We start from the raw sequence: 16957 nt of genomic DNA, 5'->3' as shown, positions 1-16957 counted from the left end.
TGGTTTTGCATCCGCGGCGCAGTGACATGGATCGTCTCTAGGGAACCTCTGAACAACGCACCACAGATACGCGACACTACCCGCCTGATGTTGAGGAGTGATCCATGCAACTGACGTTCGGTGACGCTGAGGGCCTGGGCAAGCGCAAGCAGACCCGGCGCGAGATCTTTCTGGCCGAGATGGAGCAGGTGGTTCCGTGGCAGCAACTGCTCGGTCTGATCGCGCCGCACTATCCGGTATCGGGCCGGCCAGGTCGGCAGCCGTACGCACTGGCGACGATGTTGCGGATTCATCTGCTGCAGCAGTGGTATGCGCTGAGCGATCCGGCGATGGAAGAAGCACTGCACGAGATCCCGACCTTGCGGCGGTTTGCCCAGCTCGGTGGCTTGGACAACGTTCCGGACGAGACCACGATTCTCAACTTTCGGCGCCTGCTGGAGACCCATGGCCTTGCCGCGCGGATGCTGGAAGCGGTCAACGCGCATCTGGCGCGCAAGGGCCAGAGCCTGCGGTCGGGCACGATCGTCGATGCGACGCTGATCGCGGCGCCCAGTTCGACCAAGAATGCCGACAACGCGCGCGACCCTGAGATGCATCAGACCAAGAAGGGCAATCAGTGGTATTTCGGGATGAAGGCGCACATCGGCGTGGATGAATTTTCCGGGTTGGTGCACCACGTCCATTGCACAGCCGCCAACGTCGCCGATGTCACGGTGATGCACACGTTGCTGCATGGCAAAGAAGACAGCGTGTTCGGCGATAGCGGCTACACCGGTGCGGACAAACGCGAAGAACTGCAGGCCTGCAAGGCTGCATTCTTCATCGCCGCCAGGCCCTCGACGATGCAAGCCCTCGGCAACAAACGCGAGCGTGCTCGGGAAAGACGTTGGGAACACTTCAAGGCCAGCGTGCGCGCGAAGGTGGAGCATCCATTCCGGGTGATCAAGCGCCAGTTCGGCTACACCAAGGTCCGCTATCGCGGCCTGGCCAAGAACACCGCGCAGGTGCTGACCTTGTTTGCGCTATCGAACCTGTGGATGAAGCGAAAGCAGTTACTGCCGACGATGGGGAGCGTGCGCCTGTAACCCGGGCAACACCCTGCAAACGCGCCGGAAACGGCAAAAAAATCGAGGATCTGAGCGCCGTCAGCCTGGTCGATGTGGTTAGGCTCATCCTCCGATGCCGTTGATCAGACCATCCCTAGCGTTTTGATCGGTTCGGCAGCAGTCTGTGCCACCGGCTGTGCAGCCGTACGCTGTGTGCCTAGGGTCTGGGCTGCGTAGGTTTCATCAAGCTCTTGCTTTAAATTTCCCTTGGCCTGGCTGTCCCAGAGCATACCGTCATGGGTCCATTGACCATCTTTGCCACGTTCGTAGAGGTCGCCGTCTGAGCCGACGATCCGGCCGGGATGCTTCAGTGCGTCATGGACTGCGGCGGGCATGTAGGCGTGACGCTCCCAGCCATTCTGCTCGTAGGTCTCCTTGTAGTGCGCGGCCATCGCTGCTGGCGTGTGCATCGCGTTCTGCTTGATGATTTGCCGCGAAGCTTCATTGAGTTGCGACGCACGCTGAGGGCTAGCCGTTTCGGTGTGCGTGCTCATCGTGCGATCGATCAGGCCATCGGCTACTTGGCGCGTCCACTGCTGCGTATTCGCGTTGTGCAGCCACGGTGACTCGCGCAGGCTGCGCGTGTCGTGCTCTTTGGCGGGTTGGGTGTAGGGATCTTTATTCTGCGGCGGCGAACCCAGTGCCAGCTCGATAGACGTACGAGATGCTTTGAAGGTCAGTAAGTCCGCGACTTCCGGCGTGGCAAGTTCGGTCCGCGTCTTGTAGAGCGGCACACCGGCTTCGCCGAAGGCGACTGCAGCGGGATCGATCTCACCAGTGCTGACGTCCCGCGCCCACCGTTCTCCGGCTTGGTGATTCTCAAGGCGCCACGTATTGCCTTGCGCATCTTGTTGGTGGGAAATGCGATGATCATTGATCACATCGGCCAGCTTGTCGCCGCCCACCGCGCCAACGATGCCGCCAACCGCACCTGTGACTAGCAAGCCCGGGCCAGACTCCACGCCGAGCGCTGCGCCTACGCTACTGCCAAGCATGGCCCCGCCAAATGTGCCCAGATTTCGTGTGGCATAGCGAGTGACCTCTGCATCGGCCGCAGTGCTGTTGCCCTGCGCGTCCAGCCGCTCGGTGTTCCTTACCGTACCGCCCAGGTCGTATACCGCCGCCGCCGCGCCCACAACGCCCAGCCCACGGACGGTGCCGGGAGAGAGCCTGCGCGATGCTGCTGCTTCTGCGGTAAGCGCTGTTTCTGCAAGGTTCGCGGCTGGCACATCAAGCCCGGTAGGTGCGCGGACCATACCGGAGGCACTGAGTTCTGCGGATGACCGGAAGTGCGTCTCCTTTAGATCAAAGCTTCCAGCAAACTCACGTGAAAACGTGACATCTTTGACCTCGTTTCCAATGCTTTCCGCCGTTGTAAAGATTCCTTTGGGTGCTGCCTGAATAAATTGCGTTTGCACTTCCGGCAGCACGGCACTTGCGCCACCTTGGGCATACAGCGCCTGCAACTTCGGGACAGGTTGCCCGCCTAACGACGTGACATTCGGGTTATTCAGGACGGCCGGCACTTCCACCTGACCGAAGACACGCTCCAGGTTGGCAGCAGAAGCAACAACTTTGATGTCACCGCGCAGGGAACTTGCGAACTCCTGAGAGGCTTCGCCCCAGAGGCACCTCGACAGGGACGTCGGGTCCTGCGACGGGACGTTCGGATCGCCGTATAAGAACGAGTTTGCAGACTTCCTCGCTGTGGTCGGGTCATGGCCCAGATCTTCAAAGATTTCTCTAGCTTTCTTTTCGATTGAACTGCGAACATCTTCATCAGAAAGAAAATTTGCTCGGGGCGTGTCATTTATGATTGGCAGCCCAGTCTCCTTCGAGAGGCTGACTGCTGCCCCCTCCGAGGAGACCTTTCCGATAGGCCTGCTATAGAGGATTCCACCTTCTTTTTCTGTTGTGGCAGCATGCTGCCGTGCGATGCTTGCTATGTCTTCCAGGCTATTGGACTGCCTGATTAATGCGATTTCGCTCTGGTAGTCATTCATCTGCGCAACTCCTACAGAGCAACCTGCGTGATTAGCGCCCAGTCCTGCTCAAAGACAACTTGGCCGGTGAAGAACGACTTCTTTGACTCCATTAGCGCAGATGGCCTGTCTTCGAACTGCAGGCCTGCCGCAATCAACTTGTTGACCAGAAGCTTGACTCTCTCTAATTCATCAAGAGTGAATGCCCTCGTCGAAAATGATGGGAGCGGCATTCCGACCTCTACGCGATCTAGGTATCCGAAGTTGAGAATATGGATATTGAAGTGGGCCTTGTCCTCCAGCCACCTTGGTTCTAGCTCCCCAAATACCTCAGCCTGATCAACTTCGATTGCAAAGGTATCGTGGCCCAGCTCGTCAAATCCGCGGATGCCTCCAGAGAAACGCGCGCGACCTTCTGGGAAATTTATCCATTCAAATGTCTCTGACATAACAGCGCCTCTTTTCCTGGATATGGATTGATGTGGCTCATTCTTGAGATTGAGCGGACGGCGATTCTTGTGATGCATCACTGCCAATTGTAAGCCGGGAATGACGTAGTGCTGACGGAGCATCGCTATAGTCGCAGCATAAGTGGGCGCCTGCACTTGATCGTCCATCAGCTGCTTGAAACGCTATCCTGCCGGTTCGCCTCAGCCAATAGTTGCTCGTACGACTGCACGCGTATACGTAGGCGAACAAGATGCCAGGACATCGCAAAGGCAAACAACAGTATGAAAGCCAGCACGCCCTGTGTCAGGGTGATCTTGCTCAACACCGCCCAATCCCCGAAGCGCCAGTCTTTCAGCTGTAGATAGAGGGCGAGCAGGACGGGCATGAACCCAAGCTTCTCCATCCCTCCGGTGAACAGCCCGAGCCGATCGTGCATGTTGGTGCGACGGTCGCGGATGAAGGCCTCGCGCCGCCGCCGTTGTTCTAGCGGAAACCTTCGAAGCGAAGCAACGATCGATTGATATTGGTGAAACTCTCGCTCTATTTGATCTGCGTGGTCGGCATAGGGGCGGCGGAAGCTCGGCCACTCGCGCTTGAACGAGAGCGCGCTATAGACGAGGAAACCTGTCAACTCAACCGCAAGGCCGGCGACGGCTAAATAGTCACCAGTCTTACCATCTAGCAGAACGCCGGACAGGATTCCGACGCCCGCACCGATCAGGCCAATCGCCAAGCTCCAGCGCTCCACCGGACCAGCACGGCTCTGTTCGGTCACTTGTGCGTAATGAGCGATTGCCACGGAGAGCGATGGAAAGCTCGGGTCTGCAAGCGCGATAGCGTCTGCATCAACGCCGGCGGTGCGTTCGGTTGCTACTTCATCCAATGAATCCATCGATCTTCCCTTCGCGATCGCGCGTCCACACCACGTTTGTGATGGTCAGTATTCCTCAGCTGCCGACAGCGCGCCAGCGCGTTGCTCAAACGCGTCAAGTCTCTTCCTCGGTTGCTATTGACATGCCACACCTTGCACTCGCAATCTAAGCCCAAGGAGCGTCGAAACTCCGTACATAGCGGTACCCACCTCCGTCAAACCGGTGGGTTTTTTGTGCCTGCATCCTGCAGGTACAAGCCGATGCGATGCCTGCGTCGGGAGGGCGGCTAATACAACACCCGCAAGGGGAATATGCCCGCCGACTATGTACGGTTTCGAACCTCCCGACATCCCGTCGCCATTGGCGGCGGTTCTTGGGTTGTTCCAGGAGGGCGTTGCCATGTCTACCGCATCATCCACGCCGGCATCGGTGCCGGGTTATCTGTTGCCAGCCTTCGCTCACGGCCTGCTGTGGGACGTGGGCGAGGTGCTGCGCCGGCTGGCCGCACGCGCGGCCCTCGAGCAGGCCAGCGACGATCCCGCGCAGCAATTGCTCAACCAGCCCGGTGTGTTGTCGCAGGCCTTGCGCAGCCTGTCCGCACGCATCGACGTGGCGTTGCAGCAGTGCGTTGCTGCACCCATCACCACCAGCCGCCACCCGGAGGCGCCATGACACGCCGCCGCCCACCCAACGCGTCCGCCACCGCACGGCCCACCCGTCAACGTGCGCGCCCCGCGCCACCCAAGCGGGTGCAATGGGTCATCTTCGAACCCGATCGCACCCAGCTGCCACCGATGCTGCCGCCCGAGCCGGACACCACGCCGCAAGGCCCCGGCCGTTTGCATGCACCCCGCCGCGCCCGCCGCCCGCGCCAATGCACCGTCAGCTACACCCTCTACCCCGGAGCCCACGACCACGCCGGCGACCAGCACGTGCCCCACGTCCGCCTCAGCGGTCTATGGCTGGAACAGTTGGGCTTCGCTATCGGTACCAAGCTGCGGATCACCGCCAGCGAGGGGCAGTTGGTGATGGAGGTGTTGGCGCCGGTGGAGGTGCCGGCCAAGGCGCGCAGTGTGCGGCGGTGACGCTACGGCCGCCAGAAGCCTTGCGATTGACCTCGATGCCGGATGCCACTAGCGTCGCAGCCACACCAGCGCACAACGGACGCTTCATGATCGCGCGGCCCCTCTACACCTTGCTCGCCACCCTCGCTCTGGGCGCATGCGCCCACACGGCGGCCACCCCAGCCCCGGCAACCGTCACGGAGACACCTGCCATGCGTTCCTCCCCCGATTCCGCAGTCATTCCCGCTGGCAGTGAATCTAGCGGGCCGATACGAACGGCAGAGGATGCGCTTACCCGCATGCTTGCATTGATTCAAGCGATTCACGGACTTGACGATCTGACACCTGACTACCTGCAGTCCAAAATGGGGGTTCCGGTAACGCATGCGGCAACAGATCCCAAGCGTTACGGCGCCAGTGCTCCGCTTACCAGTGAATGGGGTTACAGCTTTGGCATGGACCAGACGCCTACTGCGGGGCGTTGGTTCGAGTTCACCTTTATTCCAGCGCAAGCGGGTGCTTCCCCCCCCATGACGGAGATCTGCAGGATCGATTTCGATACGTTTACCAAGAAACTGGAAAACATCGGGTTTGTGCGTCAACGCAACATGGTGGAAGACGGGCGATGGATGAGTGACTTCTTCAGTCGCCCAGGCATGCGCGTTGAGGTGTTTCCACGAGGTGAGGCCGATGCGCCGCAGGAGCGGGTGGAGCACCACTGCGTTGAATGGATCTACATTCGTTAATCCAAGGAACGGTCATGCCATTGAGTCCACAGGCGCAAGCGATTGTTGATGACTTCGGCCGCCAGCCAGGCGTCAGCCCCGAACATGTCATCAATTTGCAGGGCGTACTCGCCGCATCGCCCGTTTTGCTTGACCAATTCAATGAGGCGGTTGCCAAGCAGCGCGTGCTCGGCCTAAAACCCCTAACCGACCCGAATGCAGGCGGAACGTTCACGCCGGATGATCATTCCATCCGGCTACCTCTGGCCAGGTTGTCGAATGGACCTGGTGGGAAGTCGCTCGACTCCGGTGAGATGACGTTTGTACTAGGCCATGAATTGCAACATGGCCTATACAGCCCAGCGGCAGCCGCCTCTCGTAAAGATTTCGAAACCGCTGCGGTGCAGATAGCCAAGACCACGCACGACTATTCTGACGCAGCCGAGAAAGTGCTCTCAAGCAACCGTATGGATGAAGCGAGTGCAGAAATCGCAGGCTGGAATGCAACCGTTAGCAGGGTAAGGCAATCAAATCCGCATGCTTCCTTGGAAGATATTTATCGGGAAGCGCCAGGCCGTATGCATGACTTCATTGATCGGACTGGCGGAATGCCGCAATTTAATTACGCGCTCAAGCCCAACCTCACCTTGAACGCAGATATGACGATGCCCGCCAACGCTGCCAACGTCGAGGCAATGGGCGTCAACTTCTTCGACAAGGCTGCCAAGAGCACTCGCATTGGTCACGCGGGGCAGTCTGACTACGCCAACCACTACGGCCCGTGGGTGGTTGGAACAGCTGCCATCTACGAGCGTCACTACAACAAGCCCAGGCCCGGCGATCCAGAACAGCCAATGATCCTGGACATGCAGCGTCTGGGATTAAAAGAAGAAGTACTGGAACGCAACGGCATCGACCTGGGCAGCGATACGCGCCCCATGCCTTACCTCGACAGCAGCACGCAGCCACCGACGCCCGGCCTGTTCCAGCACAGCAAGAATACCCACTTGCACGTGTCGCCAATCTCCGTGCAGGAGTTGGAGCACGAGTTGCGTGAGCGCGACCCGCAATCACAATCATCACCGGCGCTGTCGCCCTCGCAGCCTGGCCACGCGGATCATGCGCTGTACCAACAGATCAAAGGTGGCGTAGAAAAGCTCGATGCGCAACATGGCCGGGAGTGGGATGCATCGAGTGAGCGCATGACGGCAAGCCTGCTTGTGCTCGCAAAGGAAGAAGGCTTATCGCGGGTAGACCATGTGCTGCTCAACAACCCGACAGACAAGCTCGCGGCCGGAGAAAAGGTGTTTCTGGTGCAGGGCACCCAGAGCGATCCAGCGCACCACCGTGCCGACATGGCCACTGTGCAGGCAGTGCAAACGCCTGAAAACCAGTCGTTCGAGCGCGTGCAATCGATTAATCAAGCCCAATCGCAGGCACGGGAGCAGCAGCAAGCGCTTGAGCAATCGCAACAGGAAGTCCCTCCGCCTGGACCAACGATGACGCGTTGAGATCGTTTGCGGACATGCTTGCAAAGGATTGATCAATTCGCGAGATAGAAGGTTTTTCTCAATTTCCTTTGCGCAAGTCCGCTCCCCACAGCACCCAAACCGCCACCGATGCTCGCGCCCGAGCCGGACACAACGCCGCAAGGCCCCGGCCGTTTGCATGCACCCCGTCGCGCCCGCCGCCCGCGCCAATGCACCGTCAGCTACACCCTCTACCCCGGCGCCCACGACCACGCCGGCGACCAACAGGTGCCCCACGTCCGCCTCAGTGGCCTGTGGCTAGAGCAGTTGGGCTTTGCCATCGGCACCAAGCTGCGGATTACTGCCAGCGAGGGGCAGGTGTTGATAGAGGTGTTGGCGCCGGTGGAGGTGCCGCTGCAGCCGCGCAGGGCGCGAAGGTAGGCCTGGCAGAAACGGCTTGGGCTGGTCCAGCCAGAGGGCGCGAGGGCACCTCCGCCCAAGCGAGCTTGTCACCCCCATCGTCTTCGTAGATCGGTCTGGAAAGCGCAGCAATCCGAGGTCGCTGTGCTGGCCGGAACAGGACCGGATCAGCCGGGTGGTGTAACTTGTCCAGCCTGGACACGTTGAGGGTGCATGGCGATGAAGCGTATTGGAAATAGGTGTTGGGCACTAATTTTTGCAGGAGTTCTTCTGTTGCCTGGGTGCGGTAGAACACAGCCGGAAGCTGATAGCCAACAAGCGGAGGCCACTGCTGCAGCCCCTACTCCAACGCCAAGTTCTGATGTCGCCGCGCCGCAATCGTCCCAGGTTGGGATCGGAACCTATGTCACCGAGGGTGGTTGGGGACGTCTGGTCATTGAGGCACCAAAATCCCAAGGATTTCCGACGTTTTCATTGGACACAGAGAATGTCGATAGCGGGTGTACGCTTTCTGGCCAGTTGGATGAAAGTGGCAGTGGAGTCGTTTACGAAGGTGCGACGCCAAGCCAATGCTCACTTGTGCTGAAGGCGGAGCCGGGTGGCGTGGCCGTCAATACCTCGACCAAAGCACAGTGTCAGGTCTATTGCGGAAGTAATGGCAGCTTCGAGGGAAGCTACAAGCGCGTGTCTTCAAGCTGTGCCGCGGATGCAATCGAGAAGGCGCGTCATGACTTCAAGCCTCTCTATGATCAGAAGAAATACGCTGAGGCCAAGGCTGCGCTTGCGCCTATTTACCAAAATTGTGTGACGACGATGGGCCTGGCCGAAGAGGGCGCACTACGAAACGATTACGCGCTAACGCTCTACAAGTTGAAAGATAAGTCGGAGTGCCTGTCGGTTCTATCCAAATATAAGCAAGATACTGCCCGCACGGATGACCAGATTTCCGATGGGATGGCGCCAGCGGTCGTTGACGACTACTTGGCCGTCATCCACGCTGCACGCACGAACATAGCGCTTTGCAGCCGTTAATTGATTGATTCGTTAGCCAAGGAGAAGGACATGCCACACGAAACAGGACAACCAGCGCCACCGCAGCTGAGTGACAACGAACTCAAAACGCTTGCTTATTTTGCGATCGGCGTTGCTTCTGAGGGAAGCATGGCAGGCAAGAACGTTGCCTACAGGCTTTCATTTGCGGGCTCCATCAATGACGGCGTGATGAAACCCATCGGAAATAGCGGGTTTTCAATCGGGACGCTGCAAACCGATCTCGGGCAACATCCAGATGTCGCCACTGGTCTGGTTGATGCCTATCAAGGGTGGGCCAGGCAGCAGACACCGGCTGTTGCTCTTTCGGAGCAGCAGCGCACGCAAACCATCCATGACCTGCAGCGGGATGGCCATGCCATCAAGGCGGAGAATGGAAGGGCTCTTGATGGAACGGTTAAATCAAACATTGATCGCTTCCTCGCCTCTGACGAGGGAGTCGCATTTGTACATGAGCATGACCGCACACAGGTCGAGCGATTGATGCGACCGGGCGATGGAGCAAAAGATCTGGGCAGCGCAGTACAGCAGTTACGTCAGACCGATCTGTATGCAGAGTCAAGTTTGAATGATCAAGCAAAATTGGCAACGATGATCATGAAGCTTGAAAATCAGGCTGGGCGCGGCCGCTATCCTGGCGTACTGCAGAGTATCAATGACGGAACGTTGCAGAGTGTCGACGATGTAAAGACGCGAATCGATGGCATGCTTCCCAACAAGATAGTCAAGGGTCACGAGCAAGCAGACTACATCGAAAGTGGTGTAGAGCATGCGCTTAGGATGGTCTGATCAACGGCATCGGAGGATGAGCCTAACCACATCGACCAGGCTGACGGCGCTCAGATCCTCGATTTTTTTGCCGTTTCCGGCGCGTTTGCAGGGTGTTGCCCGGGTTACAGGCGCACGTTCCCCATCGTCGGCAGTAACTGCTTTCGCTTCATCCACAGGTTCGATAGCGCAAACAAGGTCAGCACCTGCGCGGTGTTCTTGGCCAGGCCGCGATAGCGGACCTTGGTGTAGCCGAACTGGCGCTTGATCACCCGGAATGGATGCTCCACCTTCGCGCGCACGCTGGCCTTGAAGTGTTCCCAACGTCTTTCCCGAGCACGCTCGCGTTTGTTGCCGAGGGCTTGCATCGTCGAGGGCCTGGCGGCGATGAAGAATGCAGCCTTGCAGGCCTGCAGTTCTTCGCGTTTGTCCGCACCGGTGTAGCCGCTATCGCCGAACACGCTGTCTTCTTTGCCATGCAGCAACGTGTGCATCACCGTGACATCGGCGACGTTGGCGGCTGTGCAATGGACGTGGTGCACCAACCCGGAAAATTCATCCACGCCGATGTGCGCCTTCATCCCGAAATACCACTGATTGCCCTTCTTGGTCTGATGCATCTCAGGGTCGCGCGCGTTGTCGGCATTCTTGGTCGAACTGGGCGCCGCGATCAGCGTCGCATCGACGATCGTGCCCGACCGCAGGCTCTGGCCCTTGCGCGCCAGATGCGCGTTGACCGCTTCCAGCATCCGCGCGGCAAGGCCATGGGTCTCCAGCAGGCGCCGAAAGTTGAGAATCGTGGTCTCGTCCGGAACGTTGTCCAAGCCACCGAGCTGGGCAAACCGCCGCAAGGTCGGGATCTCGTGCAGTGCTTCTTCCATCGCCGGATCGCTCAGCGCATACCACTGCTGCAGCAGATGAATCCGCAACATCGTCGCCAGTGCGTACGGCTGCCGACCTGGCCGGCCCGATACCGGATAGTGCGGCGCGATCAGACCGAGCAGTTGCTGCCACGGAACCACCTGCTCCATCTCGGCCAGAAAGATCTCGCGCCGGGTCTGCTTGCGCTTGCCCAGGCCCTCAGCGTCACCGAACGTCAGTTGCATGGATCACTCCTCAACATGAGGCGGGTAGTGTCGCGTATCTGTGGTGCGTTGTTCAGAGGTTCCCTTAAAGGCACCGCAGTCTTCAATGCATTGCGTGGGGCAAACCAGGCAAGCCCACTCTCTAACGCGTACGGAAGCGTGGTGGCCGATCCGCTCATCAATCCAACTGATGCACACAACGGCCGCGGTGCTGCTGATGTATCTCATCACTACGGTGTGGTTAAAACGTTGTTCCTCCAGAACGCCGAAGCCCCAGCCTTTATTCAATCAGTGGATCAAGGAGCAAATCATGCCTGGGGACGCCCGCAAGCCGAGGGAAAGAGTGGACCTACCGCAGGTCTTTACGCTTCCGGCAAAGATGTTGTCGTGTGGAATCGTGATGGTCAGGGCCACGCGGTTGTTGGTGGTGTGTGGTCTGACGCATCGCGGGCAAGTCTGAGCCGTGAGCGGCACCAGGACGGAACGACCGATATCAATCGTACAAACTCGGATGGCTCACATGAACGCCTTCTCCATGTTGATCCGCGCGCAGTCCCGTTGCGTGTACGAGGCGAGGCGGTCCAACCTGAGCGGCATGAGGCGCAGCCTGCAGTGCCGACCCATGGCTCACTTGGTCCATCACAAGACCCCCTTCACCGCCAGGCGGAGGACGCAGTGCGCCGTTTGGAACAAGATTTGGGTCGAGGCTATGACGACAATAGCGCCCGACTGGCTGCCAGTTCTGCCTATCTTGCAAAAGAGAACGGATTGTCGCGGATCGATCACATTATGTTGAGTGAGGAAACAAAATCTATCCGGCAAGGCGAGAAAGTCTTTGTAGTCGAAGGGGCGTTGAACGATCCCGCACACAAGATGGCGTACATGAAGACGAATGACGCTATCGCACAGCCGGTTGAACAGTCTCTGGCGCAGTTGCAGTCTTTAGGTGAGACGCAGCGGCAGCAACAATCCCAGCAACAAGAGCAGCAACGCGACCAGTCGATCACTCCACCGCCTCGGATGGTGTGAGAGCGCTGCATTCTTTCTACGTCACTGGAACGTCTGGAGACCGGAAAGGTTTAGAGCCTGCTGACACCCCATCGCCATTGGCTGTGGCGATGGGCTCGCCAAGCGATGCATCACGGCAGGCGAGGGCTTCTACTTCGCCAACGGCTGCAACGCCAGCCAGGCATGGAACTGTGACGGCTTGATTCGATAGCGGGCGATGTTGCCTTCGTGTAGTTGGTTCAACTCGTTTACAGTCAGTGCTAACACGTCTGCAAACTCTTGCGGATCGGTCAGAGCCGCAATCCGATGTTGGATGCCGGCGAGGTCGTTGCGCCGGATGCCGGTCTGGATGATCTCTGCTACGAGTACACGTAGTAACTCGCGATGCTTCAGCCGTAGCGGTTCCGGCGCGGGCAGTGACTCGCGCACGATGGTGTAACGCTGGCACGAGCGTTCGTATGCCCATGCAAAGACATCGCGCAACAGGTCGATGCGATTGAGCTCGTAGATGCCAAGCGTTCCTTCCACATAAAGCTCCTCGGGTACATCGACGAATGACAGTGGTGCCAGATTCTGTCGAACGAGTGGAATGTTTGCAGCCAGACGTGAGGTGCGCTTGTTGACGTCATCGAATGGCTGCAGATAAGGCAGTTGCACCATGGCAAAGAACGCCTGCTCAAAAGGGTCGACGATTGCAGTCGCTTTGGCGAGTAACGTGTCGAAGTGCTCGGAGATCAGCTGAGGAATTGCAAGTGGAAGATAGACCGATCCGGAAATGGCCACTTCGTTTTTCCGCAGGCGTCCGCCGGCGTCAGGATCCGGCAACAGGTTGTCCGATAAAAGTGCATGCAGGTTCTGTAGCGTGTAACGGTTGAAGCCGATCTCCTGCGCCTGCTCCACCAGCATCTCGATGGCAGCCTTATGGTTGAGGATCATCTGCGCTTCCAGGTGATCCTTGCCCGCCGCGGCCAATCCGAACTGGATCAGATTCTGGGTATCAAGGCGACTATAGGTATTGCCTTCCAAGCGGCTCGATGCCCACGAGAGATCGATCAGCAGCCGGTCTAGCACTTGCCGCGCATATGTGCCGGCAGGCCGGCCTTCCACAGGTGAGCGGCCGAGCTGGTGCAGGTGCGCACGCAGCGAGGAAGAGAGATAGGCAGTTTGATTGGGTTGATAATTTTCGAGAAATTGTCGCTGGTAGCCGACCGGTGTTCGACGGGGCAAAGCGCGTCGGATGAGATTGCGAACCTGCGCGGCCTCCGCGGTAATTGCAATCTCGGTATCGGCTTGTGCTGTTGGCAATTGCTCCAGCCCACGTTGGGCGATGGTTCGGTACTTTCGCGCGCGCGCGTTCCCTTCGACTATCAGGCGGCCCTGGTTCGCAAGGTCGGCTATCTGGCGCTGTAAAGTGCGGCGCGCCACTTGTGGGAACACCGCCTGCAGCGCTTCGATGCCCACGCCGCCGGACTCGGCAGCGATGGCATCGAGCAAGGCGGTTGGGTCGGTGGAAGGCTGGCGGGCCATTGTTCTTCCGTAGCAGCCATTTAGTGGCGCGATTTAAGCGCATTCTGGCGCGATACGCCAATTTGTGGCGCGATTCCGGGTTATTTGGCGTGATTCTGGCCTCAAATGGCGCGATTCCGTGTGTGAGACCGCCTGCCATCGCGCCATTGAAGAGCGTCGTGGCGTGCATCTGCCAGAGATCCCGCGCCCGGCACATCCGCTGCCATCTTCTGGCCGCTCATCCACACGTCTCAGGGTACGGGTTTGCCCCGCCGCTGGTACTCCAGAATCATCTGCGCCAGATCGTCTTCTTCGGCATAGAAGTAGGCCACCGGCACGTCGAGGGCGTTTGCCAGCCGCTGGATGGTTTGCAGGTCGGGCTGGTGGACGCCGGTTTCGTAGCGGTTGACGCGGGTGCTGGCGACAAAGTCGTCCAGGCCGGCCTTGATGCCCAGGTTGCGCTGCGACAGGCCGTAGACCTGGCGCGCCTCGCGTAGCCGGCGGCTGTACACGGGGAGCTGTCGTTTCTCAACCAAGGGTGTGCGCGTCCCGGACTTCGATGCACGGAAGCTTCCGAAAGCGGGCTTGACTTCGATACTACGGTAAACGTAGTCTTGGTTTGATGGCTACGTTAAACGTAGCTGTGGCAGTGCCTGCGGTGGCGACGCCAACGATGAGTTGAGCGTCGGGACCACTGTAGGCAGTGGGGGAAGTGCAACAACTTGCGCAGTGATGGCGTGTCGGGCCCGGGTGGGCACCGAGGCGCTTTGCGTGCGCGATGATTGATCGTATGGCAAACAGTTAGCAATACTGATCATGGCCCGCTGTCGCAGCGGTGCTTTGTTTCGGCAGTCAGGTGCAGGACCGATCTTGCTCAGCTGGCTGCGCGCTCCGGGGCCGACCCGAGTGCGCTGTCGGCGGGGCCAACCCAGGCAAGCCAAAGGACGCTCCATGAAGACACGCACGTTACGCGACGCCATTTCTATCGCCCTGTTCGCTGTGAGCAGCGGGGCGGCAGGTGCGGCGACGGCACAGGCCGCGGCACCGCAGGCAGCGGCAACAGATCAGGCAGCTGCGGCCGGCATTCCGGCGCCCGCGTCGGCAAGCACCAGCGACCCGGCGGCTGCCACCTCTCCCGAACCGGCGCCTGCGGCGATTCCACCGACGCCAGCATCCGCAACCGAGTTGGAGACCATCGAAGTCACTGGCACACGCATCAAGGGCGGTGCGGTGCCGTCGCCGGTGATCGCAATCAGTGCGGCGCGCATCCGCGAAGAAGACTTCGGCGATCTGGGCGAGGTGATCCGCAGCGTGCCGCAGAACTTCTCCGGTGGGCAGAACCCGGGCGTGCTGAGCGGCAACCTGGCCGGAGCCGGCAACGCGAACCAGAACATGACCGGTGGCGCGAGCCTGAACCTGCGTGGCCTGGGCGCCGATGCCACGCTCACGCTGCTCAACGGGCGCCGGCTGGCCTATGGCGGGTTCACCCAGGCGGTGGACATCAGTGCGATCCCGGTGGAGGCGGTGGAGCGGCTGGAGATCGTGGCCGATGGTGCGTCGGCGATCTATGGGTCGGACGCGGTAGGTGGCGTTGGCAATGTGATCCTCAAGCGCGACTACGATGGGGTGAGCGTGGGCACGCGCTTCGGGCGGGCCACGCAAGGCGGGCTCACCACTCGGCAATACAGCGTCACTGCCGGCACCACCTGGCGCAGTGGCGGGTTGATCGCCACGTATCAGGACGTCTCGGCAGACCCGATCTACAGCCGCCAGCGCAGTTACACCGCGCAACTCACCGACCCGTCCACGTTGTATCCCGGCAGCGATCTGCGCAGCGGCCTGCTCAGCGCGTACCAGGCGCTGGGCGACAACGCGGAGCTACGGCTGGACGCGTTACGCAGCGAACGCGACCAGCTGCATTTCTACGCGGTCAGTGGCCGCAACAGCCTGGTCACGCCGACCACCACCAGCCTGCTGCTCTCGCCCAGCCTGGTGGTGTGGTTGCCCCGCGACTGGACGCTGACGCTGGGCGCCACCGACGGCAACAGCAAGCACGATCAATACCGCCAAGAAACGGCGCTGGCCAGCGGTGCGGTGAGCGTGACCGACCTGTGCTACTGCAACGACAGCCGCAGCTACGAGCTGGGAGCCGAAGGGCCGCTGTTCGCGCTGCCGGCAGGCGATGCGCGGCTGGCGGCCGGGGTGGGGTATCGCAGCAACACGTTCCGCAACGTCAACCACGTCAGTGGCGTGGAGACGATCGATGGCAGCGAAAGCGCGCGCTTTGCCTATGCGGAGGTGAATCTGCCAGTGGTGGGCCCGGCGCAAGGCGTGCCCGGTGTGCAGCGACTGACGCTGACGGCGGCGGTGCGCGGGGAGGACTACAGCAGCTTCGGCGGAGTGACCACGCCCAAGTTCGGCGTGCTGTACGGGCCTGGCAGCGATGTGACCTTGAAGGCGTCGTGGGGCAAGTCGTTCAAGGCGCCGACGCTGTTCGAGCGCAACTACGCGCAGGAGGCGTGGTTGTTTCAGCCGGGCGCCTTCGGCGGGGTGGGCTTTCCCGCCGGGACCACGGTGCTGGTGGCCGATGGCGGCAACCAGGATCTGCAGCCGGAGCGCGCCATCACCCGCTCGGTCTCGCTGGCCTGGCACCCCGAGGCACTGGATGGCCTAGAGGCGGAGCTGACCTGGTTCGGGGTGGACTACAGCAACCGCGTGCTGCAGCCGATCACCAATGCCAGCCAGGCCTTGCGCAATCCGATCTACGCGCCGTTCGTGGACCGCTCGCCGACGCCGCAGGCGCAGGCCGATGTGATCGCGCTGGCCAGCCGGTTCTCCAACTTTGCCGGCGTCGCCTACGACCCGAGCCGGGTGGCGGCGATCATCTACACGCAGTACGCCAACGTGGCGCAGCAGGACATCGAGGGTGTGGACCTGAGCGGCAGCTACCAGGTGGCGTTGGCGCGTGGCACGCTGACCTTGCGCGGCTCGGCGAGTTGGCTGGACAGCACGCAGCAGACGTTGCCCACGCAACCGGCGTTCGATCTGGCCGGCACGCTGTTCAACCCGCCCACGCTGAGCAGCCGCGTGGGCGCGGTGTGGAAACAGGGCGGGCTCACCGCCTCGCTGTTCGGCAACTACCGCGGCGGTGTGCGTAACCGCGCCGATGGGGTGGAATCGGCATCGTTCACCACGGTCGATATGGCGTTGCGCTACGCCACCGGCGCCCGCCGCGATGCGTGGGCCGGGCTGGAGTTTGGCGTGTCGGTGGACAACGCCTTCGATCGCGATCCGCCGTTGTACCGGGTGACCTCGCCGCTGTACGTGGCGGCGTACGACTCCACCAACTATTCGGCGATTGGTCGCTTCGTGAGCGTGTCGGTGTCCAAGCACTGGTGATGCGTCGGCTGCCTGCTGCAGCCGATGTGCAGCCGACCGTTTTTGAGCGTTGC

The 16957-nt window shown here is 60.4% G+C and carries 15 protein-coding genes and 1 pseudogene; 10 read left to right on the top strand and 6 right to left on the bottom strand.

Features of this window, described 5'->3' with window-relative positions; translation table 11 throughout:
* The first annotated feature begins 104 nt into the window (after positions 1 to 104).
* Positions 105 to 1085 carry an IS5 family transposase gene (locus tag NMB96_RS02410; RefSeq protein WP_183086603.1) on the top strand — a complete coding sequence of 327 codons (981 nt, stop codon included), beginning with the start codon at positions 105 to 107 and terminating at the stop codon, positions 1083 to 1085.
* Between the two features lie 104 nt (positions 1086 to 1189).
* Here the strand turns inward: NMB96_RS02410 and NMB96_RS02405 are convergent, their stop codons facing one another.
* Genes NMB96_RS02405 through NMB96_RS02395 form a run of 3 tightly spaced genes read right to left on the bottom strand, consistent with a single transcriptional unit; the run spans position 1190 to position 4430 of the window.
* On the bottom strand, positions 1190 to 3109 hold the full coding sequence (locus NMB96_RS02405; RefSeq protein WP_255086137.1) for a hypothetical protein: 1920 nt from the start codon (positions 3107 to 3109) through the stop codon (positions 1190 to 1192).
* An 11-nt stretch (positions 3110 to 3120) separates the two neighbouring features.
* Positions 3121 to 3705, bottom strand: a complete 585-nt coding sequence (locus NMB96_RS02400; protein WP_043889477.1) for a hypothetical protein — start codon at positions 3703 to 3705, stop codon at positions 3121 to 3123.
* Positions 3705 to 4430, bottom strand: a complete 726-nt coding sequence (locus NMB96_RS02395; protein ID WP_023905285.1) for a hypothetical protein — start codon at positions 4428 to 4430, stop codon at positions 3705 to 3707. The genes NMB96_RS02400 and NMB96_RS02395 overlap by 1 nt, the downstream gene beginning before the upstream one ends.
* A gap of 379 nt (positions 4431 to 4809) precedes the next feature.
* Between NMB96_RS02395 and NMB96_RS02390 the strand changes: the two genes are divergently transcribed.
* The 7 genes and pseudogenes from NMB96_RS02390 to NMB96_RS02360 all read left to right on the top strand — a co-directional run.
* Positions 4810 to 5082, top strand: a complete 273-nt coding sequence (locus NMB96_RS02390; protein ID WP_220655534.1) for an XAC0095 family protein — start codon at positions 4810 to 4812, stop codon at positions 5080 to 5082.
* Positions 5079 to 5495, top strand: coding sequence for a SymE family type I addiction module toxin (locus NMB96_RS02385; RefSeq protein WP_023905287.1), 417 nt, complete (start codon positions 5079 to 5081; stop codon positions 5493 to 5495). Before NMB96_RS02390 ends, NMB96_RS02385 begins: the two co-directional genes overlap by 4 nt.
* 86 nt (positions 5496 to 5581) lie before the next feature.
* Positions 5582 to 6220 carry a hypothetical protein gene (locus tag NMB96_RS02380; protein ID WP_043889478.1) on the top strand — a complete coding sequence of 213 codons (639 nt, stop codon included), beginning with the start codon at positions 5582 to 5584 and terminating at the stop codon, positions 6218 to 6220.
* 14 nt (positions 6221 to 6234) lie between these two features.
* The gene (locus tag NMB96_RS02375) at positions 6235 to 7710 is read left to right on the top strand and encodes an XVIPCD domain-containing protein (protein ID WP_043889479.1); all 1476 of its coding nucleotides are present in this window, start codon (positions 6235 to 6237) and stop codon (positions 7708 to 7710) included.
* A gap of 108 nt (positions 7711 to 7818) precedes the next feature.
* Positions 7819 to 8109, top strand: a complete 291-nt coding sequence (locus tag NMB96_RS02370; RefSeq protein ID WP_043889480.1) for a SymE family type I addiction module toxin — start codon at positions 7819 to 7821, stop codon at positions 8107 to 8109.
* Positions 8110 to 8301: 192 nt separating this feature from the next.
* Positions 8302 to 9120, top strand: a complete 819-nt coding sequence (locus tag NMB96_RS02365; protein WP_152025591.1) for a hypothetical protein — start codon at positions 8302 to 8304, stop codon at positions 9118 to 9120.
* Positions 9121 to 9150: 30 nt separating this feature from the next.
* A pseudogene (locus NMB96_RS02360) lies at positions 9151 to 9915 on the top strand (XVIPCD domain-containing protein); the annotation flags it as partial.
* A gap of 116 nt (positions 9916 to 10031) precedes the next feature.
* Here NMB96_RS02360 and NMB96_RS02355 read toward each other — a convergent pair.
* Positions 10032 to 11012 carry an IS5 family transposase gene (locus tag NMB96_RS02355; RefSeq protein ID WP_183086593.1) on the bottom strand — a complete coding sequence of 327 codons (981 nt, stop codon included), beginning with the start codon at positions 11010 to 11012 and terminating at the stop codon, positions 10032 to 10034.
* Positions 11013 to 11153: 141 nt separating this feature from the next.
* Between NMB96_RS02355 and NMB96_RS02350 the strand changes: the two genes are divergently transcribed.
* Positions 11154 to 12020 (top strand): XVIPCD domain-containing protein, encoded by an 867-nt coding sequence (locus NMB96_RS02350; protein ID WP_255086134.1) that lies wholly within the window; start codon positions 11154 to 11156, stop codon positions 12018 to 12020.
* Between the two features lie 129 nt (positions 12021 to 12149).
* On the opposite strand, the gene NMB96_RS02345 is transcribed toward NMB96_RS02350, so the two are convergent.
* Entirely contained in the window at positions 12150 to 13526 is a 1377-nt protein-coding gene (locus tag NMB96_RS02345; RefSeq protein WP_023905256.1) for a Fic family protein, read from the bottom strand.
* 230 nt (positions 13527 to 13756) lie between these two features.
* Complete coding sequence (locus NMB96_RS02340) at positions 13757 to 14017, bottom strand: helix-turn-helix domain-containing protein (protein WP_023905255.1); 261 nt, start codon at positions 14015 to 14017, stop codon at positions 13757 to 13759.
* A 439-nt stretch (positions 14018 to 14456) separates the two neighbouring features.
* On the opposite strand from NMB96_RS02340, the gene NMB96_RS02335 reads away from it, so the two are divergent.
* A complete protein-coding gene (locus NMB96_RS02335) occupies positions 14457 to 16904 on the top strand; it encodes a TonB-dependent receptor plug domain-containing protein (RefSeq protein WP_255086132.1) in 2448 nt (815 codons plus the stop codon).
* The last annotated feature ends 53 nt before the right edge of the window (positions 16905 to 16957 follow it).

This window comes from Xanthomonas hortorum, from assembly GCF_024339125.1.
Classification (GTDB): Bacteria; Pseudomonadota; Gammaproteobacteria; order Xanthomonadales; family Xanthomonadaceae; genus Xanthomonas; species Xanthomonas hortorum.
This window is presented reverse-complemented; position numbering and strand designations above follow the sequence as displayed.